The sequence below is a fragment of the Actinomadura sp. ATCC 39365 genome (assembly GCF_054392275.1).
Window position 1 is genome coordinate 3,771,653 of the sequence record NZ_CP184335.1, and the last position, 23,825, is coordinate 3,795,477.

Annotated in this window: 19 protein-coding genes and 1 pseudogene; 11 read left to right on the forward strand and 9 right to left on the reverse strand. The window is 71.9% G+C overall.

The features are described from left to right. Positions 1 to 8: 8 nt before the first annotated feature. Together ACNF49_RS18785 and ACNF49_RS18790 are read right to left on the reverse strand one after the other, a co-directional pair. Entirely contained in the window at positions 9 to 1,442 is a 1,434-nt protein-coding gene (locus ACNF49_RS18785) for a hypothetical protein (protein ID WP_482944514.1), read from the reverse strand. Positions 1,443 to 1,641: 199 nt separating this feature from the next. Next, entirely contained in the window at positions 1,642 to 2,154 is a 513-nt protein-coding gene (locus ACNF49_RS18790) for a YbhB/YbcL family Raf kinase inhibitor-like protein (protein ID WP_482944515.1), read from the reverse strand. 1,131 nt (positions 2,155 to 3,285) lie between these two features. Between ACNF49_RS18790 and ACNF49_RS18795 the strand changes: the two genes are divergently transcribed. Both ACNF49_RS18795 and ACNF49_RS18800 read left to right on the forward strand, forming a co-directional pair. Beyond that, complete coding sequence (locus ACNF49_RS18795) at positions 3,286 to 3,807, forward strand: PH domain-containing protein (RefSeq protein ID WP_357965194.1); 522 nt, start codon at positions 3,286 to 3,288, stop codon at positions 3,805 to 3,807. Positions 3,808 to 3,907: 100 nt separating this feature from the next. Further along, positions 3,908 to 5,359, forward strand: coding sequence for a PH domain-containing protein (locus ACNF49_RS18800; protein ID WP_357965192.1), 1,452 nt, complete (start codon positions 3,908 to 3,910; stop codon positions 5,357 to 5,359). A gap of 112 nt (positions 5,360 to 5,471) precedes the next feature. On the opposite strand, the gene sepH is transcribed toward ACNF49_RS18800, so the two are convergent. Beyond that, a complete protein-coding gene (sepH, locus tag ACNF49_RS18805) occupies positions 5,472 to 8,366 on the reverse strand; it encodes a septation protein SepH (RefSeq protein WP_482944516.1) in 2,895 nt (964 codons plus the stop codon). A 161-nt stretch (positions 8,367 to 8,527) separates the two neighbouring features. Then, positions 8,528 to 9,487 (reverse strand): protease inhibitor I9 family protein, encoded by a 960-nt coding sequence (locus ACNF49_RS18810; RefSeq protein ID WP_357965190.1) that lies wholly within the window; start codon positions 9,485 to 9,487, stop codon positions 8,528 to 8,530. Positions 9,488 to 9,600: 113 nt separating this feature from the next. Between ACNF49_RS18810 and ACNF49_RS18815 the strand changes: the two genes are divergently transcribed. Both ACNF49_RS18815 and ACNF49_RS18820 read left to right on the forward strand, forming a co-directional pair. Beyond that, positions 9,601 to 10,464 carry a hypothetical protein gene (locus ACNF49_RS18815; protein ID WP_482944517.1) on the forward strand — a complete coding sequence of 288 codons (864 nt, stop codon included), beginning with the start codon at positions 9,601 to 9,603 and terminating at the stop codon, positions 10,462 to 10,464. Positions 10,465 to 10,524: 60 nt separating this feature from the next. Then, positions 10,525 to 11,418 carry an IS982 family transposase gene (locus ACNF49_RS18820; protein ID WP_482941599.1) on the forward strand — a complete coding sequence of 298 codons (894 nt, stop codon included), beginning with the start codon at positions 10,525 to 10,527 and terminating at the stop codon, positions 11,416 to 11,418. A gap of 21 nt (positions 11,419 to 11,439) precedes the next feature. Here the strand turns inward: ACNF49_RS18820 and ACNF49_RS18825 are convergent, their stop codons facing one another. Genes ACNF49_RS18825 through ACNF49_RS18835 form a run of 3 tightly spaced genes read right to left on the reverse strand, consistent with a single transcriptional unit; the run spans position 11,440 to position 14,691 of the window. Then, positions 11,440 to 12,717, reverse strand: coding sequence for a D-arabinono-1,4-lactone oxidase (locus ACNF49_RS18825; protein ID WP_482944518.1), 1,278 nt, complete (start codon positions 12,715 to 12,717; stop codon positions 11,440 to 11,442). A 44-nt stretch (positions 12,718 to 12,761) separates the two neighbouring features. Then, positions 12,762 to 13,484 carry a polysaccharide deacetylase family protein gene (locus ACNF49_RS18830; protein WP_357965182.1) on the reverse strand — a complete coding sequence of 241 codons (723 nt, stop codon included), beginning with the start codon at positions 13,482 to 13,484 and terminating at the stop codon, positions 12,762 to 12,764. A gap of 55 nt (positions 13,485 to 13,539) precedes the next feature. After that, complete coding sequence (locus ACNF49_RS18835; protein WP_357965180.1) at positions 13,540 to 14,691, reverse strand: MFS transporter; 1,152 nt, start codon at positions 14,689 to 14,691, stop codon at positions 13,540 to 13,542. Positions 14,692 to 14,834: 143 nt separating this feature from the next. Between ACNF49_RS18835 and ACNF49_RS18840 the strand changes: the two genes are divergently transcribed. Continuing rightward, on the forward strand, positions 14,835 to 16,019 hold the full coding sequence (locus ACNF49_RS18840; protein WP_482944519.1) for a lytic transglycosylase domain-containing protein: 1,185 nt from the start codon (positions 14,835 to 14,837) through the stop codon (positions 16,017 to 16,019). Here ACNF49_RS18840 and ACNF49_RS18845 read toward each other — a convergent pair. Further along, positions 16,010 to 16,968: pseudogene (locus ACNF49_RS18845) on the reverse strand (ferrochelatase). The gene ACNF49_RS18840 and the pseudogene ACNF49_RS18845 sit on opposite strands and share 10 nt — an antisense overlap. Positions 16,969 to 17,105: 137 nt before the next feature. Between ACNF49_RS18845 and ACNF49_RS18850 the strand changes: the two are divergent. Both ACNF49_RS18850 and ACNF49_RS18855 read left to right on the forward strand, forming a co-directional pair. Next, complete coding sequence (locus tag ACNF49_RS18850; RefSeq protein ID WP_482945541.1) at positions 17,106 to 19,052, forward strand: S9 family peptidase; 1,947 nt, start codon at positions 17,106 to 17,108, stop codon at positions 19,050 to 19,052. Beyond that, the gene (locus ACNF49_RS18855) at positions 19,052 to 19,840 is read left to right on the forward strand and encodes an inositol monophosphatase family protein (protein ID WP_357965168.1); all 789 of its coding nucleotides are present in this window, start codon (positions 19,052 to 19,054) and stop codon (positions 19,838 to 19,840) included. Before ACNF49_RS18850 ends, ACNF49_RS18855 begins: the two co-directional genes overlap by 1 nt. Before the next feature lie 63 nt (positions 19,841 to 19,903). On the opposite strand, the gene ACNF49_RS18860 is transcribed toward ACNF49_RS18855, so the two are convergent. Continuing rightward, positions 19,904 to 20,068 (reverse strand): hypothetical protein, encoded by a 165-nt coding sequence (locus tag ACNF49_RS18860; protein WP_352359142.1) that lies wholly within the window; start codon positions 20,066 to 20,068, stop codon positions 19,904 to 19,906. 224 nt (positions 20,069 to 20,292) lie between these two features. On the opposite strand from ACNF49_RS18860, the gene ACNF49_RS18865 reads away from it, so the two are divergent. From ACNF49_RS18865 to ACNF49_RS18880, 4 genes are all read left to right on the forward strand, one after another. Beyond that, entirely contained in the window at positions 20,293 to 20,946 is a 654-nt protein-coding gene (locus ACNF49_RS18865; RefSeq protein ID WP_349451511.1) for a response regulator transcription factor, read from the forward strand. A gap of 38 nt (positions 20,947 to 20,984) precedes the next feature. After that, the gene (locus ACNF49_RS18870) at positions 20,985 to 22,253 is read left to right on the forward strand and encodes a sensor histidine kinase (RefSeq protein WP_482945542.1); all 1,269 of its coding nucleotides are present in this window, start codon (positions 20,985 to 20,987) and stop codon (positions 22,251 to 22,253) included. Between the two features lie 340 nt (positions 22,254 to 22,593). Beyond that, positions 22,594 to 22,893, forward strand: coding sequence for a DUF4193 domain-containing protein (locus tag ACNF49_RS18875; protein ID WP_352324238.1), 300 nt, complete (start codon positions 22,594 to 22,596; stop codon positions 22,891 to 22,893). 93 nt (positions 22,894 to 22,986) lie between these two features. Continuing rightward, positions 22,987 to 23,796, forward strand: coding sequence for a hypothetical protein (locus ACNF49_RS18880; RefSeq protein ID WP_482944520.1), 810 nt, complete (start codon positions 22,987 to 22,989; stop codon positions 23,794 to 23,796). Positions 23,797 to 23,825 lie beyond the last annotated feature (29 nt).

Genomic DNA, 23,825 nt, shown 5'->3' on the forward strand with positions numbered 1-23,825 from the left:
GCCGGAGATCACCGGTAGTAGTCGTTGTAGTCCTGCTCGGGGGCCCGGCGACGGCCGCCGCCGTTGTCGCCCTGGCCGGGAGCGGCCGCGCCCTGCGACTGCCCGCCGTACGTCGGCCAGTTCGCCGTGCCGGACGGCGGCTCGGGCCAGGCGGGGCCGGGCCCGGCGGTGAAGTCGCCGGTCTCGTACGCGACCGAGGACGGCGCGGGCGGCACCGGCGGAGCCGACAGGACGTCGTCGTAGGCGGAGACCGCGCGGGCGGGGACGGTCGGCGTGCCGGTGGCCGGAGAGGGGCCGGTGATCGGCGAGCCGGAGTCGTCGGCCACGGCCCAGCCGGAGCGCACCTCGTACGAGGCCGGGAACGCGGCGGCCGGCGAGGCGGCGGCGGCGGGCTGCTCCACGAAGGCGGGCCAGGAGCTCGCCGGGCCGCCGTAGGAGGCGGGAGAGGGGTCGTCGAGGATGTCGGGCGAGGCGGCGGGCCAGGAGCCGGAGGTGGCTGCGGCGGGCGCGCCCGTCCAGGTCGTCTCGAGAGCGTCGGCCGCGTTGGGCGCACCGTTGCCGGCGGCGTTGTTGGCCGCGTTGTTGTACGCCGGGAACGGGTCGCTGGTCGGCGCGCCGTGGATCGGCGCGACCGGCGCGACCGGGAAGGACCCGCTGGAGGTGACGCCCGCGTAGGACCCGCCACCGGCGGCCGGGTAGGCGGGGAACGAGCCGCCGCCGCCCGCTGCCGGGACGGCCGGGTGGGCGCCGCTCGCGGGCAGGGGCTCGGGACGCGAGGCCGGCACGACGGGCTGGGCGCCGCCGCCGAGGAGGCTGAGAACGTCGGGAGTGGGCGCCGCGAACGTCACCGTGCGCTGGTCGGCCATGTCGGAGGCGGAGGGGGTGGGCCGCTTGGCGGGCTCCACCAGGTCGGCGAGGTTGGCCGCGGCGGCGGTGGCGGGCTGGCGCTGGGGCAGCGGGGCCTGGACGGTCGCGGCGTTGGGGTCGGCGGCGGCGGCCACGGGCTTGGGCTTCGCGGGACGCTCACGGCGCTCGGCGGGCTGCTCGCGCTCGACGGGACGGGACGCGCCCTTCCTGGCCGCCACGGTGCCGCCGGCGCCGAAACCGCCCTCCTCGGCGTCGCTGCGGATGTTCGCCCAGAACTCCTCGTCCTCGTGGTCGGTGGTCGGGTTGCCCCACTCGTCGACGCCACGCCTGCCACGCTGGCCGGTGCGCACGGGCTTCTGCTTCACCTCGTCGATCGGGGAGAAGTCCGGGCTGAAGTTGTTCATGCGCGGTTCGTGCGCGGCGAACTCGTCGGTGGACCGGGCGTGCGTCATCTCCTCCTTCTCGGCCATCTCTTTCAGCCGTTCCGGAGGGAGAGAGCTCTCCCGGCGGTTCATGGAACGCATGCCCAGTGCCACGACGACGAGCACGAGGAGCACGACAGCGACCAAGCTCACGACGACCGCGATCATTGCACCACCCTCAAAGCCATGGCCTCCCTGTGGCATCGGTGAGATCGCGCGGCCATCGACGCGATCTGCCCCCTTTGATCACCAATGCCTAACAATTGGATCTGATTCTGTCGGACCACTATGAGAGTTGTCACACCCTACGCAAAGAATTGGTCCATCCGGTCTACCTGCGGTGATCGCCCTGTCACTGGATGTTCACCGCCGTCAGCCGGCCCCGGGCGATCGTGTGGTCGGCGATCTCCTTCAAGATCTCGGGGAGGCCGCCCTCCTTCGCCTCGACCTTGTCGTTCAGCGTGTAGACGGTGAACCGGTAGCTGCCCGGAGTGTTGCAGGGCGGTTCGTAGCCCGCCTTCCCACTGGTCACCTTGGCCTGGCCGGAGCCCTCTGGCGGACTCTCGGCGGCACCCGGCCCCAGCTCGGTCGTGGTCGCCGGGATGTTGTAGAGCACCCAGTGGACGGCCGATTCGGAGGGAGTATGGGAATCGACCACGATCGCGATCGACTTCGCCTTCGGCAAGGGTTCGCTGGACCAGCGCAGCGGCGGGCTGCCCTGGCGGCCTCGGCAGGAGAACTCGCTCGGCAGCGGCATGCCGTCGCGCAACTCGGGGCTCGAGACGTTGATCTCCGCGATCTCCTTGGCCTGGGATCTTCCGATGCCCAGGGCGGCGCAACCTGACAGGGTGAGCGCGAAAGCCACCACTGTCACACTGACAGCGGCCCGCCTCACACGTGATGCCGTGTTACACAGCCCCATGCCGGATGATGCTACGCGGCTCTCGGCGGTGCGCAGACCGTTTCCCGATGGTCGGTCGTCGGTAAAGGAGCCGAAACCGGCCAGAATGCGGTGATCTGTGGGGTGAAGTTGGCCACAGGGACGGCGTCGGCGGAGGTTCGGGGGTGACGATCCGATGACCTTCCTGGCCTGCCCGTTCCCGGGGGCGCACGGCGCGGTCGTGGCGTGCGAGCTGACAGGACAAAACGGGCACGGTTTCGGACGGCGCCCAACACGCAAAATTCAGATGCGCCGAACGAGGCAGATGTGCTCTGACACGCGGACAGCGTTTGTGTGGCTTGCGGGCGGAAGACGGCTGCCCACGTTTGTATGGCTTGCGGGCGGAAGGTGGCTGCCTACGTTTCTGTGCCCTGTGGCGCGGACGGCGGCTGCCCACGTTTTCTGTGGCTTGGGGGTGGACGGCGGCTGCCACGCTTCGTGAGGGCGTTTCGCGCGTGGTGCGGTAACGCGCCGCCGGGCCTGGATGGCACGAACGTGGCGCCGCCGACGTGGCCCAGCTCGACAGCCTGCGGCCGGCCGCCACCGAGCATGCACCCGCCGCGCCCGGCCGGCCGTCCGACACGCCGCTCCGCCCGTCCGATCTTTACCTGCCGCCGCGCGGGGCATGCGGAGTCCTGCGCGCTGCCGTCGTGACAGGCGTTTGCGCCCTTCGGCCGGGCCGGACCCCTTTGGGGCTCTGTCCTATAACCCTCCGAACAGCCTGAGCCCCCGTGCTCCCAGCGGGTGCGGGCCCCCTGCGCTCCCGAGGCCCCCGAACAGCGGGAGCCCAAGCCACAGTCCGGCCTCACGCTGCTCTCAGATTCACGTCCCCTGGCCCCGACCCAGGGCCTCGGCACCCGGCCATCGCCCGTCCGCCGGCGCTTGGACTCCGGGCCTCTGCGGGCTGCCGGTACGCGGGGGCCGGCTGGCGCTGACTGTGGGGCGCCGTTGGTGGTTGCTTTCGTGGGCGCCCCTGGCGGTCGTGCGGGGGTGGGGGTGATCTTTGAAGGTCGGGGTCAGATCGTCTTTCGGGGCGTGCGCCCTAAGCTGGGTCTTGTGACGTCAAAAGGCCCACTGCGTGACCCCGCGCACCGCGTCTCGCCCAAGGCTCGCCGTCTGTGGTTGCTGCAGGCGGCGATCGGGTTCGTGTTCTTCGTGGGCGGTTCGGCCGTGGTGGCCGGGTGGGTGGGCGGCAGCGGCTGGGCGTGGGTCCCGTCCTGGTTCGCCGCGCGTTCGTGGTTGTTGCCGCTGGTGGTCGGGGTCGTGCTGACGCCGTTCCTGGCGGCGGAGCCGTTCATCCGGTACGCCGTCCACCGCTGGGAGTTGTCGGGCGACGTCGTCTACGCCAGGTCGGGGTTCCTGACCAGGGAGTGGGTGTTCGTGCCGGTGAGCCGCATCCAGACGGTCGACAAGGGCCAGGGGTGGATGGAACGGCTGCTCGGCCTGGCCACGCTGGAGATCCGCACCGCCTCCCACGCGGGCTCGTCCACGATCAAGGGCCTCGACTTCGAGGTGGCGGCCGGGCTCGCCGAACGGCTCGCCCACCGCGCCGAAGAGCTCAGGGACGACGCCACGTGACCCAGCCGCCACCACCACCGCCCTCTCTGCCCCCTCCGCCGCCACCGCCCATGCCGCCCATGCCGCCCCCGCCCCCGCGCCGCGGCGGCTGAGCCCGAAGGTGCTGCTCATCGACCCGGTACGCATGCTGCCCTCGCTGCTGCTGCCCCTGGTCGGCGTGCTGTTCGTGGGCGGCTTCTCGGCCAGGTCCTACGCGTGGGCGGCGTTCGGCGTGGTCGGCACCGTCGTGTTCGCGGTCATCCGCTGGGCCACCTTCACGTACGAGATCGTCGGCGACCGCCTGGAGACCAAGCGGTCGCTCATCAGCCGCTCGATCCGGACCATCCCGCTGGAACGGGTGCGCGGCGTCGACGTGTCCACCCCGCCCATGCACCGGATTCTCGGGCTCGCCGTGCTCAAGGTCGACACGGGCGCGAGCGGCGACGACGAGGAGGCCGCACTCGACGGCGTCACGCTGGCCGAGGCCGAACGCCTCAAGGCGGTGCTGCTGCGCCGCGCCGTCCAGGTCAGGGCGGCCGAGCACATCCCCGGGCCCGGCCCCGCCCCCGTGGACCGGCCGATCATCGCCGTCCCGCGCCGGTGGCTCCTGTACGGGCCGCTGTCCGGGGCGTACCTGCTCACGCCGTTCGCGCTGGCCGGCGGCGCGGTGGGGCTGGCCTTCCAGTGGGGCGACGACCTGGGGTTCGGCCAGGACGCCGCCTGGAACGCGGGGGAGTGGCTGTGGGAGCACCCCTACCTGCTGCTCGTCGTGGCGCTGCTGCTGGTCCTCGCCATGCCGTTCGTCGGCGGCGTGATGTACGCGGTCTTCAACTGGGACTTCAGGCTCACCCGCCGCGACGGCTACCTCGTGGCCGAGCGTGGGCTGATCAACCGGCGCAGCGTGTCGCTGGAGTCCCGACGGGTGCGCGGTTACGAGATCGTCGACGGTCTGGCCGAACGCCTGGCCGGGGTCGTACGCGTCTGGGCGATCGTGACCGGGCTCGGCGACTCCGAGACGCGCGGGCAGCTCCTGCCGGACGTGCCGCGACAGGTCGCCGTCGGTGTCACCGCCGACGCCGTGGGTCCCTTCCGCTCCACCCTGCGCGCCCATCCGCCCGTCGCCCGCAACCGCCGCCTGTTCCGGGCGGTCTTCCCGTGGCTCCTCCTGGCCACGCTGAGCGCCGCCGGGGCGTGGGCCACAGGAATGATGCTCTGGTGGATCCTGACGGTCCTGGCGTTGCTCCTGGCGGGCGCTGGGGTGTTCCTGGGCCTCGACCGGTACGCCTCCCTGGGGCACGGCTACGACGGCGCCCGGCTGGTGGTCCGGTCGGGGTCGTTGCGCCGCGCCGAGGCCGTGATCGAACGCCGGGCCGTGGTGGGCTGGCGGCTGCGCCAGACCTGGTTCCAGCGACGGGCCGGGGTGCTGACGCTGATCGCGGGGGTCGGGGCGGGCAAGGGCGGCTACGACGCGCTGGACGTCTCGGAGGCTCAGGGGGCGGCGTTTCCCGCCGAGGTGACGCCGGAGTGGCTGGCCCCGTTCGTGCAGCCCCACACCGTCCCGCCACAGAACTGAACGCCTCCGCCGGACCATCCGGCCATGCGGTTCCTGAACGACCCGAGGCCGCGCCCTCCTGTCGAGGTGGGCGCGGCCTGTGGTCGCTGATGGTGTCCCTGGTAGGGGCGGGTCAGTCCTGGCGGCGGGCGCCGAACATGATCTCGTCCCACGTCGGTACGGAGGCTCGGCGGCCGCGCGCATTCTTGCGCGCCTGACGAGCGGCCGGAGCGGGCGGCGGAGAGGGCACCGGGACGTCGTCCTTGCCGGGGCCCTTGGCATCGTCCTTGCCGGGACGCGCGGCCGGCACCGGCGGGGTGCCCTTGGGTGCGCCGGGGCCCGGCTTGGGCCTGGGCGCGGGCGCCTTCTTCTCGGCCACCTCGACCTTCTCGGCCACCTCCTCGGACGCCTCCGGCACGGTCGCGTCCTGAGCGGTCGCGTCGTCCTGGGCGGCGGGCTCCGGTGCCGTCGCCGGGCGCTCCGGCTCGGCATCCGGGGACTCCTCCGTAGCCGTCTCCGGAGCGGCCGAGGACTCTTGGGCGGTCGCGTCGGCCGGCACGTCCTGCGAGGTGTCGGCGGCCGGTGCGTCCTGGGTGGCAGACGTCTCGGTGGCCGGTGCGTCCGGCGTCGCCGTCTCGGCCTGGGCTGCTGTGGCGGCCGACTTCTCCGGACCGGACGTACCGGACTGGGCCGTGGCGTCTGCCTCGGCGGCTGCCGTGGTCGTTGGTGCGGCGGTCGGTGCGCTGTCGGTGGTCGCCTGTGGTTCGGTGGCCTGCGCCTGCGCTGCGGTCGCCGCGTCCTCCGGCTCGGTGGATTCGGGCGCGGGGGACTCGGACGTCTTGGGCGCGGGCTCCGCGGCGGTCGGCGCGTCCGAGGCGGGCGCCTCAGTGGTGGCGGGCTTCTCGCTCAGGGCAGGCGCGGAGTCGGTGGTGACCACCGCGGGCGTTTCGGCGGGTGCGGTGGTGGAGGAAACCTCCGCCGCGGCGTCCGGGACGTCCGTCGCACCGGCTGTCGACGCGTCCGGCGAGGGCGCGGTGGAGTCGCCTGCCTCGGGCGTGGTGGCCTGGGCACTGCCGGTGTCGGAGGTGATGGCGGCGTCTTCGGGCGCGGGAGAACCGGTGGCGTCGGTCTCGGTCGCGGTGGAGACGGGCGTGGTGTCGGCCTCCGGCGTCGTGGAGAGCTGAGCATCCACGGCCGTGCTTGTCGGCTGGGCCTCCGTGGTGGCCGCGGTCTCCGACTGCACGTCGGGTGTGGCGATGGTTTCCCGCCGCACATCGGTCGTGGCGGAGGTCTCCGCCGTGGAGGCGGCCGGGGACTGCGGCTGGACAGGCTCCGGCTGGACGGGCGTCGCGGCGTCGGGCGTCTGGACCGCAGCGGTCGAGGCGGCGGCCGGGGCCGGGACGGAAGCGTCGGGCTGGACGGTGGGCTCGCCACCGGCCGTCGGCGAGGACGGCTGCTCGGCCGGCCGCGCCGCCGGGCCCTCAGGAGCGGCCGACGTCGGCAAAACCTCAGGAGCCGCCGACGTCGGCAGGTCCTCAGGAGCCGCCGACGTCGGCAGGTCCTCAGGAGCCGCCGACGTCGCGGAGACCTCGGGAGCGGACACCGCCGCCTGCCGGCCGAGAGACTCCGGAGCGGCGGGCGACGGGGTGGCGGCCTCAGGAGTGGCGGACGACTGGACGCCGGCCTCCGAAGCGGCGGGCGGCTGCGCACCCGGCGACGGGGTGACCGACGGTTGCCCATCCAGCGACGGGGTGACCGGCGGCTGCGTGCCGGGTGCCGGGGTCGCAGGTGGTTGCGTGCGGAAGTCCGGGGTCGCGGGGGGTTGCGTGCGGAAGTCCGGGGTCGCGGGTGGCTGAGTGGACGCCGCCGGTTCGGCGGGCGGTTCGGCGGGCGACGGGTGGGAGGTGAGCGGGCGGGAGGGCGGCGTGGCGGGCGCGTAGATGGAGTCGTCGCGCTCGCCCGAGCGGCCCGAGCCGAAGTCGGGCAGCCACGGTGACGTGCCGCCGCGGCGGGCGGAGGCGTCCGTGGAGCGGCCGAAGCCGGTCTCGCGGCCCGCGGTCTCCCCGCGCTGGCCCTCCCCACGCTCTCCGCGGGGAGCCTCGGCGCGGGACGGGTCCGGGTGGAAGCCCTCGCCCCGGAAGGGGGCGCGGGTGGTGTCGGGCAGGGACGACGAGTTGTCCGACGCGCTCTCCCGCCCCGGGGACGGCCGGTCGAAGGGCACGTCGCGTCCCGCGAGGTCACGCCCGGGCAGGTCGGGACCGCGGCCGTAGCCGCCGGTGTCGGCGGGCCTGGGCGGCGGGGTGTAGCCGACGGCCGGCTCCTCCGGCTCGCGGCGCACGACCGAGGGGAAGGGCAGCGGGTCGGAGGAGAGCGGCGGCACCGGCTGCAGCTTGGCCACCCGCGGCGCGAACGGCGTGACCGTGGTGTCCTCCACCACGGCGGGATCCGGATCGAAGTCGGCCGACGACAGGCGCATGGCCTCGTCGTCGTGCGGGGAGACGTGGCGCTTGCGCGGGTCGAAGAGCCATTCGGCGTGGCGCGTGTGACCGTTCCAGACGTAGCCGAGCTTGACCCGCCACAGGCCGTCGTCGCGCTTGGCCGAATCCCAGTCGATCTCGTCGGTGGGCACGCCGCGCCTGGTCAGCCGCTCGGCCACCAGCTCGCCGAGGGTGGGACCGGGAGCGGTCTCCCCGGGCATGCGGACGGCGACACGTTGCGCCTGCTGGGCGACGTACTCCCGCTCCTGCAGCACCGGGCCCTCGAACCAGCGGACTCGTTCGACCGGGATCCCGGCGGTGGCGGCGATCTCTTCCGCTGTCTCTCCGGCGCGGATGCGTGCCTGGATCTCCTTGGGGCGCAACGGGCTCTCCACTTCGATCTCGTACTGGCCGAGACGGGAGAAGTTGCCGCGGACGGCAGCACGGAGCCGGTCGTCCACGGGAAGGGTGAAGCGCGTACCCCGCCCGGCAGTAGCCAGCACGAGATAGGTGCCGTCCTCACTCACCGCGACGAGTCGGAGCTCCTGCATGCGAGTCCCTTCGTCAGCGTCGCCATTCTTCCCCCGGACCCTTGAGTCTCTCGCGTGTGCCGGTTGCCTGCCAGCACCGTACCCGGCATGTCCGAACATCGCCTTCCTGGGAAGCCCCGGGGGCGATGTGACGCCGGTCACATTTGTGGATTCCATTTCGTCTAGTGCCCGCCGCTGTGCATGAGGAGGTTAGAGCTCCTCGACGGATTCTGGCGAATCGCGGCGCGTGCTGTTGTGCACTTCAGCGAACTCGCGACAAGGGAGGGACCGGCGTCGGGACGGCGTTCGAGAAGACGTGCCGCATCGGCGGCGAGGTACGGGGCGCCCGCCGAGAACGCCTGCCCGCCGGAGGCGACCTGGCACCAGCTCGCGTCGGCCGCGCCCACGACGAACACCCCCGAGCGCACCAGCGACCGTACGGCGGCGCCGAGCGCGGGCGAGTCGGCCCCGTCGGCGGCGAGCGTGACGACGGACGGGCCGCGCGCGTGCCGCCGGATCCAGTCGAGCCCCGCCAGCACGTCGGCCAGCGAGCCCGACCCCGCGCAGCCGAGCACCCGCACCGACCCGATCCGGGCCTCCGGCGCCCGCGAGGCGACGGCCCTGGCCACGCGCGTGCCGTGCCCGCCGCAGTCGCGCCCGGTGCCGCCGGTGGCGTCGAAGGCGCGCCAGGCCCGGTCGCCGAATTCGGCCCGGGTGACGTCGACGCCGCTGTCCACGACATACACGGTCGTGCCCGCGCCCGTGCCGGCGTCCGTGTCGGCGGCGGCCTCGGCGGGGGCGGGCGCGTCGGCGGGCATGGCGTGGATCTCGCGGTCGGGCTCGACGGCCAGGACTCGGCGGTCGGATCTGAGCTCGGCCAGCTCGCCGACGGTGAGGAAGGTGGCGAAACCCGGCAGGGCCTCGGTGTAGTAACGCCGTACCCGCCATCTCACCTCCGCGACGAGGTCCCGGGCGTCCGCGCGGCTGCGGGCGGTGACGATGTAGGGCCGGGTGGGCTCGGAGGCCGAGGGGCGCAGGGCGAGTCCGGAGGCGGGCGTCATGGCGAGAGGGACAGCGGTCGTCGCGGCCGTCGCCACGGCCGCGGCGAGGTAGACGGAGGGTAGGCCGAATCGTCGGGGCACGAGTTACGAGGATGCCTGTCGCGCAGGTCACAGGAACAACGGGACACGCGCTCGCGTCTATTCACGAGGAAGCTCTTTACCGAACGCATGACCAGAGGGGACTGATCCGGGGGATGACCGGCGAGCAGCGGAAGTTCGAGCTGAGCGTGCCACAGATCCTCGGGAGCGCCCTCGCCGCCGTCACCGCCGCGGTGGCCGCCTCCTACCTGGGGGTGGCGGGCACCGTGATCGGCGCCGCCGTGGTCAGCATCGCGAGCACGGTGGCCAGCGCCGTCTATACGCACTATCTCAAGCGCACCGGCGACCGGGTCAAGCAGCACACGCTGTCCGCGTGGCGCGAGGAGCAGGAGGAGGGGCAGGGCCTGCTCGCCGCCGCCGCGAACGCCACCCCGGCCGCGGGCGAGGAGACCGCCGTGCGCCGGGCCGGCGAGCCGACGGCCGCGCACGCCGTCCAGGGAGGCGGCGACCAGGGGCACGACACGCTGGTCATGCCGGTCGCCGTGCCCGCCGGGCGCAGGGGGCTGCCGTGGCTGAAGATGGCGGTCGCGGCCGCGCTGGTGTTCGCGGTCAGCATGGGCGGCATCCTCGCCTTCCAGGCCCTCGACCACCGGACGCTGCACGAGCGGGTCACCGGCGGGCAGACGCCGGTGAAGGAGCAGCAGCGCGCTCCCGTCCAGGATCAGGGGCGCGACCGCCAGGACCGCGACGACCGGCCGACCGGCGTGACGCAGTCGCCGACCCCGACCCCCACCCCGACGCCCACGGACACGCCGCGCACGCCGCCGCCGTCCGTGACCGGCGAGCCGAGTCCGAGCAGCACGCCGACGCCCACGCCCACGGACACGGTCGAGCCCGTTCCCGAGACGCCCGGGCCCGGCGAGGAGGAGCAGGAGCGTCCCGACCCGGGCGAGCAGCAGTCCAGCGCGCCGGCCACGACCCAGCCCGACGAGCCGCCCGTGCAGCAGGAGGGGCGCTAGACGAGTAAGTCCTAAGTCGTTCGGAGTGCAGGCACGACGAAGGGTGTCGAGGATCGATGTGTGACGAACGACCTCAACACCCTTCTGACCGCACTGTACGTGAAGATCGACGACTGGCTGGGCGAATCACCCCGGCCAGGACGACCACCCCGACTGACCGACGCCGAACTGCTGACCTTGGCAGTCGCCCAGGTCCTGCTCGGCGTGCACTCCCAGACCCGCTGGCTGCGCTACGTCCCCGCACACCTGCCCGGCGCCTTTCCGTACCTGCCCGGCCAGTCCGGCTACAACAAGCGCCTGCACAAGGCCCTCCCCCTGCTCAAAAGAGCGATCCGAGCCCTGGCCCGTGACACCGACCTGTGGGACGACCCGCTCTGGGTGACCGACTCCACCCCGGTCGAGTGTGGCCGTTCCCGCCCCACAGCCCGCCGTTCCGAACTGGCGGGGTGGGCCGGCTACGGCTACTGCCGCTCCCACTCACGCTGGTTCTGGGGCCTGCGCCTGCACCTGATCTGCACCCCGGCCGGACTGCCCATCACCTGGGCCCTGGCCACCCCCAACATCGACGAACGCCAGGTGCTCATGGCCGTCATCGAACACGACCCGGATCTCGTGACCGAACGCCCCGGCCTGCTCATCATCGCCGACAAGGGATACATCTCCGCCGAGCTGGACGCCTTCCTGGCCGAACGGGGGGTGCGGCTGTTACGCCCGTCCTACCGCAACCGCACACCCCGCCCCGGCGAGGAACTCCTCAAGCCCATCCGCCAGCTCATCGAGTCCGTCAACGACACCCTCAAGGGCCAACTCGACCTGGAGCTTCACGGCGCCAGAACCGCCATCGGCGTCGGCGCCCGCATCGCCCAGCGCATCCTGGCCCTGACCGCCGCCATCTGGCACAACCGCGCCACCGGCCAGCCCGTCACCCGATCCCTGATCGCCTACGACCACTGACTCGACTTAGGACTTACTCGTCTAGCCGAGCACCACGTCGAGGTAGTCGTTGGTGAACACCCGGCGCGGGTCCAGCCGGTCGCGCAGCGCGACGAAGTCGTCGAAGCGGGGGTAGACCTTGCGCAGGTACGCGGCGTCCCGGGTGTGCATCTTGCCCCAGTGCGGCCGGCCGTCCAGCCGGTTCATGATCTCCTCCACGCCCTCGAAGTAGGCGGGGTTGGGCGTGGGCCGGTAGATGTGGCAGGCGACGTAGGCCGAGTCGCGGCCGTACGCGGTGGACAGCCAGGCGTCGCTGGGCGGCGTGACGCGGACCTCGACGGGGAAGGTGATCTTCCAGTCCATCCTGTCGATCAGGTCGCGGGTCTCGCGCAGCGCCTGGGCCAGGTGCTCGCGCGGCACGGCGTACTCCATCTCCAGGAACCGCACGTCGCGGCGGGCCGTGAACACCTTGTACGAGGTGTCCACCGCCTCCGAGTCGCCCAGCGCGGCCGCGCTGATCGCGTTGATCCGCGGGATCAGCGCCGGACGCCGCCCGCCGACGGCGCAGGCGGCGCCGAAGATCGTGTTCTCCAGGAACACGTTGTCCAGCCAGTGCTTGAACGGGCTCGGCGGCCTGGCCGGGCCCGCGTCCCTGTTGTTGGTCTTGACCAGGCAGGCGTCGGTGTGCGGCAGCCAGAAGAAGTCGAGGTGCTCGTTGGCCGAGGTCAGCGAGTCGAGCGAGGCGAGGATGTCGGTGAGCGTCATCCTGCGCCGCCGGTTGCGCAGCAGGAACGCGGGCTCCACCCGGAACGTCACGGCCGTCAGCACGCCCAGCGCCCCGAGGCCGACCCGGGCCGCGTCGAACAGGTCCTCGCCGGGCACGGCCGTGACGACCGAGCCGTCGGCGAGCACCAGCTCCAGCTCGGCGACCTGGTCGGCCAGGCCGCCGCTGTCGCGGCCGGTGCCGTGGGTGCCGGTCTGGATCGCGCCGGCGACGGTCTGCTCGGTGATGTCGCCCATGTTGGCCAGGGCCAGCCCGCGCTGGTCGAGCAGCTCGTTCAGCACCTTGAGCGGCGTGCCGGCCAGCACCGTGACGCGGTCCTCGCCGGCGGACCTGATGCCGCTCAGCCCCTCGGGGCGGAGCATGATCCCGTCGGTGAGGGCCACCCCGGTGAAGGAGTGGCCCGTGCCGACCATGCGCAGGCGGCGCCCGGCGGCCGAGGCGTCCCGCACGGCCTGGACGACGTCCGCCACGCTCGCGGGGGTACGCACCTCGGCAGGGGCGCCCGTCTGGTTCCCGGCCCAGTTAGTGAAGACCATGAGGCGCCCCTCCGAGCGTCGTTCCGATTAAACGTGAACGATACTCACTTCTCCCAGCCTTCGGGAACCGGGAAAATCTGACCGGGCTGCAGGTTCTGCTGCTTGATCACGTCGGAGACCGTTACCAGCTGGTATCCCTTGGCCTGCAGCGACTTGATGATCGCGGGCATGGCGTCCACGGTCTGCTTGACCCAGTCGTGCATGAGGATGATGCCGTCGCGCTCGGCCACCTCGAGGGTCTTCTTCTTGATGGCCTCGACGTTCTTGGTGTCCCAGTCGTGCGAGCCGGCCGTCCACAGGATCATGGGCATGCCGAACTCGGTCGCGACGTCCGACACCTGGATGTCGGCCAGCCCGTACGGCGGGCGCAGCAGCTTGGGCTCGACGCCCGCCGCCTTCTTGACCGCGTCCTGGGTCTTCTTGATCTCGGTCCTGATGACCCCGGCGTCGATCTTGGTGAAGTCGGGGTGCCTGTAGCTGTGGTTGCCCACCTCGTGGCCCTCGGCGACCATGCGCTTGACGAAGGCCGGACGGCTGTTCACGTACTGGCCCTCCAGGAAGAACGTCGCCTTGGCGCCGGACTTCTTGAGGGTGTCGAGCAGAGTGCCCGCGTACTGGCCGGGCCCGTCGTCGAAGGTCAGCGCGATGCACTTGACCTGCTCGCAATCGACCTCGGCCTTCTTCGGCGTCTGGGCGAACGCGGGGGCGGGAGCCAGGGTGACGCAAACTGCCGCGATAGCTAGAAGTGAAGAGATTTGTCGGGACATAGCAAAGCTTCCGGTGTGATGGGTGTTGCGAGGGATAACTCCCGACGGTAGCGGATCAGCTCTTCAGAGGTGAAGACGCGTCCGGAAGTCTCAGCAAACCCGAACCTCCGATGCCCACGACCGCCGCCAGCAGCGCCGACCCCACCGCGAACCCGTACGCGTCGGACGCGCCGAACGCGTCGGTGAGCCGCCCGCCCGCCCACGCGCCGATCGCCACGCCGAACCCGATGGAGGTGGAGATCCACGCCATGCCCTCGGTGAGCAGGGACGGCGGCACCAGCCGCTCGGTGAGCGAGAACCCCGTGATGAGCGTCGGCGAGATGGCGAAACCGGCCACGAACGCCGCCGCCGCCATGACCCACGCGTCGTCCACGAACATGATCGGCAGCAGGCCCACCACGAACACGCCCAGCGCGCGGACGAACCGGGCGCGCAACGAGATCCGCCACTCCCGCGAGCCGAACCACAGCCCCGACACCATCGACCCGCCCGCGAACGCGGCCAGCAGGAACCCGGCGGCGCCCTTCACGCCGTGCTCCTCGGCGAAGGCGACCGTGATCAGGTCCACCGAGCCGAACACCGCGCCGAGCCCGAGGTAGACGCACGACAGCAGGGCGATGCCGGGGATCAGGATGGGCGTGCCGCCGGCCGTCCTGACCGGCTGCACGGGGGGCTGCGTACGCCGTTGGGCGGCCAGGGCCAGGCAGCCGCCGAGCATGCACACCACCGCCACCACCAGCCCCGCGTACGGGTTGACCGCCGTGGCCAGCACCGTGACGATCGCCGGCCCGGTGACGAAGACCACCTCGTCGGCCACGGACTCGAAGGCGAAGGCGGTGTGCAGCGTCCCCGTGCCGCCGTGGATGGTGGACCAGCGGGCCCGCACCATCGACCCGATGGACAGCGAGGACGCGCCGATCAGCAGGCCGGAGGCGTACAGGGTCCACTCGGGCAGGCCGAACGCGGCGCTGAGCATCAGCGCGGCCATCGCCAGCGCGTTGATCAGGGAGAAAGGCACGATCACCCGGTTCTGGCCGAACCTGTCCACCAGCCGCCCCGACAGCGGCGCGGCGATCGCGAAGGCCACGTTGGTGGTGGCGCCGACCGCGCCCGCGGTGGCGAAGGAGCCGGTGACGGTGGAGATCAGCAGTACGACGCCGATGCCGAGCATGGACATCGGCATCCGGCCGACGAATCCGGCCAGCACGAATCCTTTGACGCCGGGCCCTTTGAACAACCCCCGGTAAGGCCCGACCACGCTGTTTCCCCCTTACTTAGCGACCCCACGATGGCGCACCGTCTGTCCGGAAGGCAAGTGATATTTCCGGTGAGTGGGTTAACGTGTGCCTGATGTCCGGTCTTCCCTCTCTCCGCGCGGTCCTGCTCATGGTCCTCGGCGTGCTCGTGGTCACCGCCGCGGCCGGAGGAGTCGTCATGCTCATGGGCGATGACCTGGTCAGAACGGCCCAGGAGCCGGTGCGCAGGCCGATCACCCGCGCGGTTCCGGAGGCCGCTCCCCGCCTCGACCAGCTCGTACCCACGACGGCGCCGGTCAAGGATTTCGGCCAGGGCGGGCCGGGCGTCACCGTGACGCCGCCGCGCGTGCTGGCGATCGCGCCCGCCACGGTGTCCCGGCGGACCCGGCTCGCTCTGGGCGCGCTCAAGCACGTGCAGAAGGCCGCCGTCGTGGACGCGGGCGCGGTCAAGATCGCCGGCACGTCGCTGAACCTGCTGGCCGTCGACCCCGCCGACTTCCGCTCCTGGACGCCTCAGCCCGTCGCCGACCAGCCCGCCGTCTGGAGCGCGCTGGCCAGGGGCGAGCTGGTCGCCGAGGCCGGCACGACGCGCAGGTACGGCATGATCCTCGGCGCGATGTACCAGGTGGACGGCGGCCCGAGGCTCCGGGTCGCGGCCTCGGCCACGCTCGGGCTCTCCGGCGTGGACGGCCTGGTCAGCGCGGAGGTGGGCCGGTCGCTCGGCTTCGCGAAGGGCGTCGCGGTGCTGCTGCACGGCAAGCCGGGTACGATCGGCGAGGCCGGGGTACGCCGGCTGCTCGGCAAGGGCGCGCAGGTCGTCGTGCTCGACGCGGCCAGCCGCCCCCAGCAGCAACAGCAACAGCCGCAACAACAACAGCAGCAGCCGGTCACCGTCGGCCGCCCGAACAGCTACCTCGACCTCTACAAGGCCGCCGCCACCCGCTGCCCCGGCCTGTCCTGGACGGTGCTGGCGGCCATCGGCCAGGTCGAGAGCAGCCACGGCCGCAACAACGGCCCCTCCAGCGCGGGCGCCCTGGGCCCGATGCAGTTCATGCCCGCCACCTGGAAGCACTACGGCGTGGACGGCGACGGCGACGGCAAGGCCGACATCTGGAGCCCCTACGACGCGGTGCCCGGCGCCGCCAACTACCTGTGCGCCAACGGCGCGGGCAAGGGCGGCGCCAAGCTGCGCAAGTCGATCTGGTTCTACAACCACTCGTGGGACTACGTGAACAAGGTCATGAGCATCGCCGAGGCGTACGCCCGCACCTACGCCTGAGGCCGGCCGCCGGGCCGGACCGGACGCGGGCAGCAGGTGAGCGCGCACGCGACGGGCTCCGGCTCGTCCATCAGCTCCCTGACCATGCGCACGAACGCCGGATGGGTGCCGGCCGTCGCCGCGCGCTCCATCGGCAGGCCGAGCTCGGCGGCCACCTGCCGGGCCTCGGTGTCGAGGTCGTAGACGACCTCCATGTGGTCGGAGACGAACCCGATCGGCACCAGCACGACCGAGCCGGCGTCCGTCTTGCGCAGGAAGTCGCACACGTCGGGCTCCAGCCACGGCACCTGCGGGGGCCGCTGCGCGACTGCCACACCAGGTGCCACGGCTCGTCGCGGCCCAGCGCCTGGTTGACCAGCTCGGCGCTGCGGCGGAGCTGGGACTCGTACAGGCCGCCCGAGGGGCCGGCGGTCTCGGCCATCGAGACCGGGATGCTGTGGGCGGTGAACACCAGCCGGGCGTCATCGCGGCCGAGCCGCTCCAGCGCCTGGCGCGTGTGGTCGGCCATCGCCGCGACGAACCCCGGATGGTCGCCGAAGTGCCGCATCTTGATCAGCTCGGGGCCGCCCTCGACGGAGATCCTGGCGATGTCCTCGTAGTACTGGCGGCAGCTCGAATATCCGGCGAACGCCGAGGTGGCGAAGACGGCGGCCCGGCGCACGCCGTCGGACGCCATCCGCCGCACGGTGTCCTCGCCGAAGGGGTGCCAGTTGCGGTTGCCCCAGTAAACCGGCACGCCCGCGACCGGGCCCAGCGCCTCGACCAGCTCGCGGTTCTGCTGGTTGATCGGGCTGACGCCGCCGAAGCCCTGGTAGTGCTCGGCCACCGCGAGCAGCCGCTCGCGCGGCACGCCGCGCCCCCGCACGACGTTCTCCAGGAACGGCAGCACGTCGTCGGGCCCTTCGGGGCCGCCGAACGACAGGACGAGCAGAGCGTCGTAATCAGCCACGTGTCAAGCCTAGTCAGGAGAGCGGGCGGTCCGGCCGGAGGGAGCACGAGGGGGAGCGGAGCGCGGCGTCGCCCGCGGAGCGCCGGTGACCAGGTAGGTTCGATCGAGTGAGCGCATTCGATGACATTCGTGACTATGTGGCCATTCCCCGGGTCCTCTCCCTGAAGCTCTCGCCTGACGGCTCCCGTCTGATCTCGGCCGTGCAGGCCCTCAATCCCGACGGCAAGTCGTACGGCACCGCGCTCTGGGCGATCCCCCTCGACGGTGAGCCGTACCGTCTGACCCGTTCCGCCAAGGGCGAGACGGCCGCCGTCTTCACCGACGCCGGGGACGTGCTGTTCACCTCCGCACGCCCCGACACCACCGTCAAGGACGCGACCGACGAGGTGCCCGCGCTGTGGCTGCTGCCGCGCGCCGGCGGCGAGGCCCGTCAGATCGCCACCCGCCCCGGCGGCATCGGCGCCGCGCGCACGGCGGGCGACGTGGTGGTGTTCGCCTCCGACGTGTTCGACGGCGACGAGTCGACCGAGGACGAGCGGCGCAAGGCCCGCAAGGACGCCGGGACCAGCGCGATCCTGCACGAGGGCTACCCGGTCCGCTACTGGGACCACGACCTCGGCCCGGCCCGCACCCGCCTGTTCACCGGCCGGCTCGGCGCCGACCGCCTGGAGGACGTGCGCGAGCTGACCCCCGACGCGGGCGAGGCGCTGCGCGACGCCGCCTTCGAGCTCACCCCCGACGGCTCCACCGTGATCGTCACCTGGCGCAGGTACCTGTCCGGCGGCGACAGCCGTACGGACCTGGTCGCCATCGACGTGGCCACCGGCCGGCGGCGCACCCTGCTCACCGACGAGACGCACGACTTCGGCGGCCCGATCGCCGTCTCGCCCGACGGCACGCGGGTGGCCTGCGCGCGCGAGCGCATCACGAGCACGGACGTCTCCGTCCGGGTTGAGCTGTGGATCGCCGACCTGGCCGGCGGCGAGGGCCGGGCCTACGCGCCCGACCTGTTCCCGATGGACCTCGCCTGGGCCCCCGACTCCTCGGCCCTCTACCTCGTCGCCGACCACCAGGGCCGCCGCCCGGTCTTCCGCGTCCCGCTGGACGGCGAGCACACCAGGCTCACCGGCGACGACGCCGCCTACCTCGGGATCAACGCGAGCGCCGACGGCGCGTACGTCTACGCCCTGCGCAGCAACATCGCCCTCGCTCCCGCCCCGGCCAGGATCGACGCGGCCACCGGCGAGATCGCCGACCTGCTCTCGCCGGCCCCGCGCCCCGAGGTGCCGGGCACGCTGACGGAGATCTCGGCCACCGCCGACGACGGCGCGACCGTGCGCGGCTGGCTCGTGCTGCCCGAGGGCGCCTCGGCCGACAACCCGGCGCCGTTCCTGCTGTGGATCCACGGCGGCCCGGTCGCGTCCTGGAACGACTGGCAGTGGCGCTGGCAGTCGTGGATCATGGCGCAGCGCGGGTACGCCGTCCTCATGCCCGACCCCTGCCTGTCCACCGGCTACGGCCAGGAGATGATCGACCGCGGCTGGGGCGCCTGGGGCCCCCGCACCCAGGCCGACCTCGACGCCATCGTGGACGTCGCCCTGGCCAGGGACGACATCGACAACGAGCGCGTGGCCGCGATGGGCGGCTCGTTCGGCGGCTACATGGCCAACTGGCTGGCCGGGCACACCGACCGCTACCAGGCCATCGTCACCCACGCCGCGCTGTGGAACCTCGACCAGTTCGCCGGCACCACCGACTCCTCCCTGTACTGGCAGCGCGAGTTCGGCGAGCCCGGCTCGGAGCGCTACAACCAGCTCTCCCCGCACCTGGCGCTCGGCAAGATCACCACCCCGATGCTCGTCATCCACGGCGACAAGGACTACCGGGTGCCGATCGGCGAGTCCCTGCGCCTGTGGTGGGACCTGCAGCGCACCGACGTCGAGTCGAAGTTCCTGTACTTCCCCGACGAGAACCACTGGATCCTCAAGCCGGGCAACATCGTCGCCTGGTACGAGACCGTGCTGGCCTTCCTCGCCCAGCACGTGCTCGGCGAGGAGTGGAAGCGCCCGGACTCGGTGGCCTGATGACCGACTTCCTGCGGCTGGCCGAGGACGTCGCCCGCGAGGCCGGGGACATGCTCCTGGCCAAGCGGCCCACGATGTCGGAGGACGTCGAGACCAAGTCCAGCCCCACCGACGTCGTCACCATCCTGGACAAGGCGTCGGAGGAGCTGATCCGCGAGCGCGTCCTGGCGGTCCGTCCGGACGACCGGTTCCTGGGCGAGGAGGGCGGCGAGGCGCCGGGCGCGTCCGACGTGCGGTGGATCGTCGATCCCGTCGACGGCACCGTCAACTTCCTGTACGGCCTGCCCGACTGGGCGGTGTCCATCGCCGTCGAGGTCGCCGGGCGGGTCGTGGCCGGGGTCGTCAACGTGCCGGCGCGGGGCGAGGTGTTCACCGCCGCGCTCGGCGAGGGCGCCTGGCTGGGCGACGTGCGGCTGCGCTGCAACAGCGGGGTGCCGCTGGCTCGGGCGCTGGTCGCGACCGGGTTCGGCTACTCGGCGCCGCGCCGCGAGGTGCAGGGACAGGTCGTGGCGGCGGTGCTGCCGCGGGTGCGCGACATCCGGCGCGGCGGCTCGTGCGCCATCGACCTGTGCTCGGTGGCGGCGGGCCGGGTGGACGCGTACTACGAGCGCGGCACCAACACGTGGGACCACGCCGCGGCCGGGCTGGTGGCGACCGAGGCGGGAGCCCGGCTCGGCGGCCTGCACGGCCGGCCGGTCGGCCCGGAGTTCGCGCTGTGCGCGGCGCCCGGCCTGTTCGAGGAGCTGCACGACCTGCTCGTGCAGCTGGACCCCGAACGCGACTCCTGACGAGGCCGCGGGCATGACAGGACGGCCGGGGCCCGGCGGGCCCCGGCCGTCGCACGCGTAGGTCTAGCGCGGCAGCGGGACGCCGTGATCGTCGGCCAGGCGGCGCAGGTCCTCGATCTCGGCGGTGAGGGTGTCGGCGAGGTAGTCGTCGCCGGTGCTGCGGGCCTCGGAGAGGCCCTTGTAAGCCTGGTCGAGGCGGCGTTCGATCGTGGTGGTGAACTCGCCCATCTCACCTACTCTCTCAGGGGTTTCGATCCGTGCGGGGCGAAGGGACCCCATTGCCAGTGGATGTCCGGGCAATGGGTGTCCCGACGGCATACCCCGGGTTATCGCCCTCTGAAACATGAATTTGTGCGGCCCCTGCCCGGCACACCCCTGGACATGCCTTACCGTGCGCTTATCGAGCCTGTAGGCAGAATGAGACACCGGACCCGGAAAGAGGTGTACCAGGCGTGCGAGTGCTGGTTGTCGAGGATGAGCGGGTGCTCGCCGACGCGATCGCGACAGGGCTGCGGCGTGAGGCCATGGCCGTCGACGTCGCCTACGACGGCGGCGGCGCCCTTGAGCGCACCTCCTACATCGACTACGACGTGATCGTGCTCGACCGCGACCTGCCGGTCGTGCACGGCGACGAGGTGTGCCGCCGGCTGGTCGAGCAGCGCTCGGCCTCGCGGATCCTCATGCTGACCGCCTCCGGCGACGTGGACGACAAGGTGGAGGGGCTCGGCCTCGGGGCCGACGACTACCTGGCCAAGCCGTTCGTGTTCATCGAGCTGGTGGCCCGGGTGCGCGCGCTCGGCCGGCGTTCGGCGCCCGCCCTGCCGCCCGTGCTGGAGCGGGCCGGGATCCGCCTCGACCCGGGCAAGCGGCTGGTCGAGCGCGATGGCAAGGAGATCGTCCTCACCAAGAAGGAGTTCGCGGTCCTGGAGGAGCTGATGCGCGCCGAGGGCGCGGTGGTCAGCCAGGAGGACCTGCTGGACAAGGCGTGGGACGAGAACATCGACCCGTTCACGAACGTGGTCCGGGTGACCATGATGACGCTGCGGAAGAAGCTGGGCGAGCCTCAGGTGATCGAGACCGTGCCCGGGGTTGGGTACAAGTTGTGAGCGAACGGCCAGAGCGCGGGGCGGGGCCGACGCATCCGATGATCAGCCCCCATTCGGCCAGGAAGGCGACACGCGTGCAGGAGGCGCCACCCCCGAGCGGGCCGCCGGCCTGGGACGGCCCGCCCCCGCCCGGCTCCGAGACGCCCGCCCGCAGCACTCTGGAACGGGTCAGGGGCCTGCCGGCCAAGGTGAGCATCCGGTGGCGGCTCACGCTCACCTACAGCGCTCTGGTGTTCGCCGCCGCGGCCGTGCTGCTGTTCGTCGTCTACTCGATCGTCGGCAGGTCGATCGAGAACGCCTGGCCCGACCTGATCACCGACGACCTCGACCCGCTCGACGCCGCCATCATGCAGAACCGGTGGACCCTGGCCAAGGGGCGGGCCGTCAGCAGCGCGCGCGACGCGCTGTTCGGCAGCTCGTTCATGGCGCTGGCCGGGGTCGGCATCCTCGCGCTCATCATCGGCTACTTCGTGGCCGACCGGGCGCTGCGGCCGGTCGCCCAGATGACCAGCGCGGCCCGCAAGCTGTCGGAGAGCACGCTCGCCCATCAGCGCATCGCCCTGCGCGGCCCCAACGACGAGCTGAAGGAGCTGGCCGACACCTTCGACGCCATGCTCACCCGGCTCAACATCGCCTTCGACACCCAGCGCAGATTCGTGGCCAACGCCTCCCACGAATTGCGCACGCCGTTGACGATTAACCGGACCGTCCTGGAGATCGCGTTGTCGGATCCGGAGGCGTCCGAGGACCTCAAAGCGCTCGGGCGCACGCTGCTGGAAGTCAACGCGCGTAACGAGAAGCTCATCGAGGGACTGCTGTTGCTCGCCAGGAGCGAACGAGAACTCGCGGTACGCAAACCGCTCGACGTTCAGGAAGTCGCGCAGACGGCCGTGGAACAGCTCGCGCCCTTCGCCGCCGAACACGGCGTGACCGTTGTGGCCGAACTGGTCAGCGCGCCTACCGTGGGCGACCCGGTGCTTCTGGAGCGGTCGGTCAGCAACCTGCTGGAGAACGCCGTGAAGTACAACCTTCCCGAAAACGGAAAAGTCTGGATCCGAACGGGAATGGCGGACGGGGGGCTGGTTGTTCAGGTGGCCAACACGGGGCAGCACGTCCCGGCGTACGAGGTGAACAGCCTGTTCGAGCCGTTCAGGAGGCTCCACGCCGACCGCGTGGAATCGGCCAAGGGATCGGGTCTGGGGCTGTCCATCGTCCGTGCGGTGGTGCAGGCACACGGTGGAAACGTGACCGCGGTGCCGCGTGATGGCGGAGGACTTGTGGTGACGATTCGGCTTCCGACGCGTTGACCGAGCGTCCTTGAGTGGGCCATGGGGCGCCGACAGGTGACGTTCAGGCGTGTTCGTCCGCGTGTTGATGTAGTGGGGGCGTCTCGTTCTCGCCGTACATGTGGTTGGATGTGCCGTCGAACACGGTGGTGCATGACGCCAAGGCTGTGGGTTTCGCCATATTTGGCTAACCATTGCCGTCGGCAGCAGGCCCTGTCGTGCTGGGAGGTTCGTTGTCCGTTCGCGCGGGGTACCGATGGAAAATCTCCCCGACGGAACGGGCACAAGATGGGCCTCCCGGACGTTAGAAGACGCGCGATGAGCGCGAAGACATATAGATGAGGGGGATGGAGTAAGCACAATGGCTACCGACTACGACAGCCCGCGAAAGACAGACGACGACCTGGGGGAGGACAGCCTCCAAGAACTTCAGGCACGGCGTACCGACAAGTCGTCCGGCAGCATCGACATCGACGAGACCGACCTCGCCGAGTCGCTGGAGCTGCCCGGCGCGGATCTGTCGAACGAAGAGCTCTCCCTGCGGGTCATTCCCCGTCAGGCCGACGAGTTCACCTGCTCGCGCTGCTTCCTGGTGCACCACCGCAGCCAGCTGGCCTCCGAGAAGAACGGCCAGCAGATCTGCCGGGAGTGCGCCGCCTGACCGCTGGAGCGAAGGAGCTCAGGGTGAGGGACCCAAGGCACGACCGAGCCCGCATACCCTGAGCGGTCGCGACCAAGAGGACGGAGGCATCGCGTGGCCGAGCCCGAGAAGGACAAGCAACAGGCGGACAACGGGATCGCCGACCCCGACAAGGAGGTCGGCGAGCTCGTTGTGCGGCTCACCGAGCACGGTGAGCTGGAGCCGGCCGAGCGGCGCAGACTGCTCGGCCGACTAGCCAGGTCCCTGGCCACAGGGGCGAAGAAGGCCCGCGAGAGCGGCGCCGGCCGCGGCCGCTGGCTGGCCGACGTCTTCCTCAGCATCGCGCCCCGCATCCCCATCCGTGACCTGTCGACACTTTCCGAGCATCATCACGGCCTCACCGGCGAGGAGCTCGCCGACGACCTGGTGCGCACCGCCCAGAAGGCCACGATGACGGTCGGAGCCATCGGCGGAGCACTGGCGGCGGCCCAGTTCGCCGCACCACCCCTCCTGCTCTCCGCACCCGCGCAGCTCGTCGCGGAGACCATCGTCGTCGCCGCGATCGAGGTCAAGCTCCTGGCCGAGCTGCACGAGGTCTACGGCGTGCGCGTCCAGGGCACCGGCACGCAGCGTGCCTTCGCCTTCACCTCCGCCTGGGCCAAGCAGCGCGGGATCGACCCCCTCGCCCCCGCGTCCGTCTCCCTCGCGCTCGGCGCGGCGTCCAAGGCCGCTCTTCGCAACCGCCTCATGCGTACGCTCGGGCGCCATCTGACCACGTTCGGCCCCTTCCTCACCGGAGCCGTCGCCGGCGGCGCGCTCAACCGCGGCGCGACCGGCAAGCTCGGCAAGGCCATCCGCGCCGACCTGCGCCTCAAGGGCCCGTCGTTGCCGCCGCCCGACCCCCGCGACGAGCTGACGCCGTAGCCCCGCGGCCGCGGGGCCACGGGGTCGGC

Excerpts from the sequence above, each read along its gene's own strand:
- ACNF49_RS18830 (WP_357965182.1), bottom strand. The coding sequence starts at position 13,484 with ATGTCCCGACAAATCTCTTCACTTCTAGCTATCGCGGCAGTTTGCGTC.
- ACNF49_RS18825 (WP_482944518.1), bottom strand. The coding sequence starts at position 12,717 with ATGGTCTTCACTAACTGGGCCGGGAACCAGACGGGCGCCCCTGCCGAG.
- ACNF49_RS18870 (WP_482945542.1), top strand. The coding sequence starts at position 20,985 with ATGATCAGCCCCCATTCGGCCAGGAAGGCGACACGCGTGCAGGAGGCG.
- ACNF49_RS18815 (WP_482944517.1), top strand. The coding sequence starts at position 9,601 with ATGACCGGCGAGCAGCGGAAGTTCGAGCTGAGCGTGCCACAGATCCTC.
- ACNF49_RS18860 (WP_352359142.1), bottom strand. The coding sequence starts at position 20,068 with ATGGGCGAGTTCACCACCACGATCGAACGCCGCCTCGACCAGGCTTAC.
- ACNF49_RS18855 (WP_357965168.1), top strand. The coding sequence starts at position 19,052 with ATGACCGACTTCCTGCGGCTGGCCGAGGACGTCGCCCGCGAGGCCGGG.
- sepH (WP_482944516.1), bottom strand. The coding sequence starts at position 8,366 with ATGCAGGAGCTCCGACTCGTCGCGGTGAGTGAGGACGGCACCTATCTC.
- ACNF49_RS18840 (WP_482944519.1), top strand. The coding sequence starts at position 14,835 with ATGTCCGGTCTTCCCTCTCTCCGCGCGGTCCTGCTCATGGTCCTCGGC.
- ACNF49_RS18875 (WP_352324238.1), top strand. The coding sequence starts at position 22,594 with ATGGCTACCGACTACGACAGCCCGCGAAAGACAGACGACGACCTGGGG.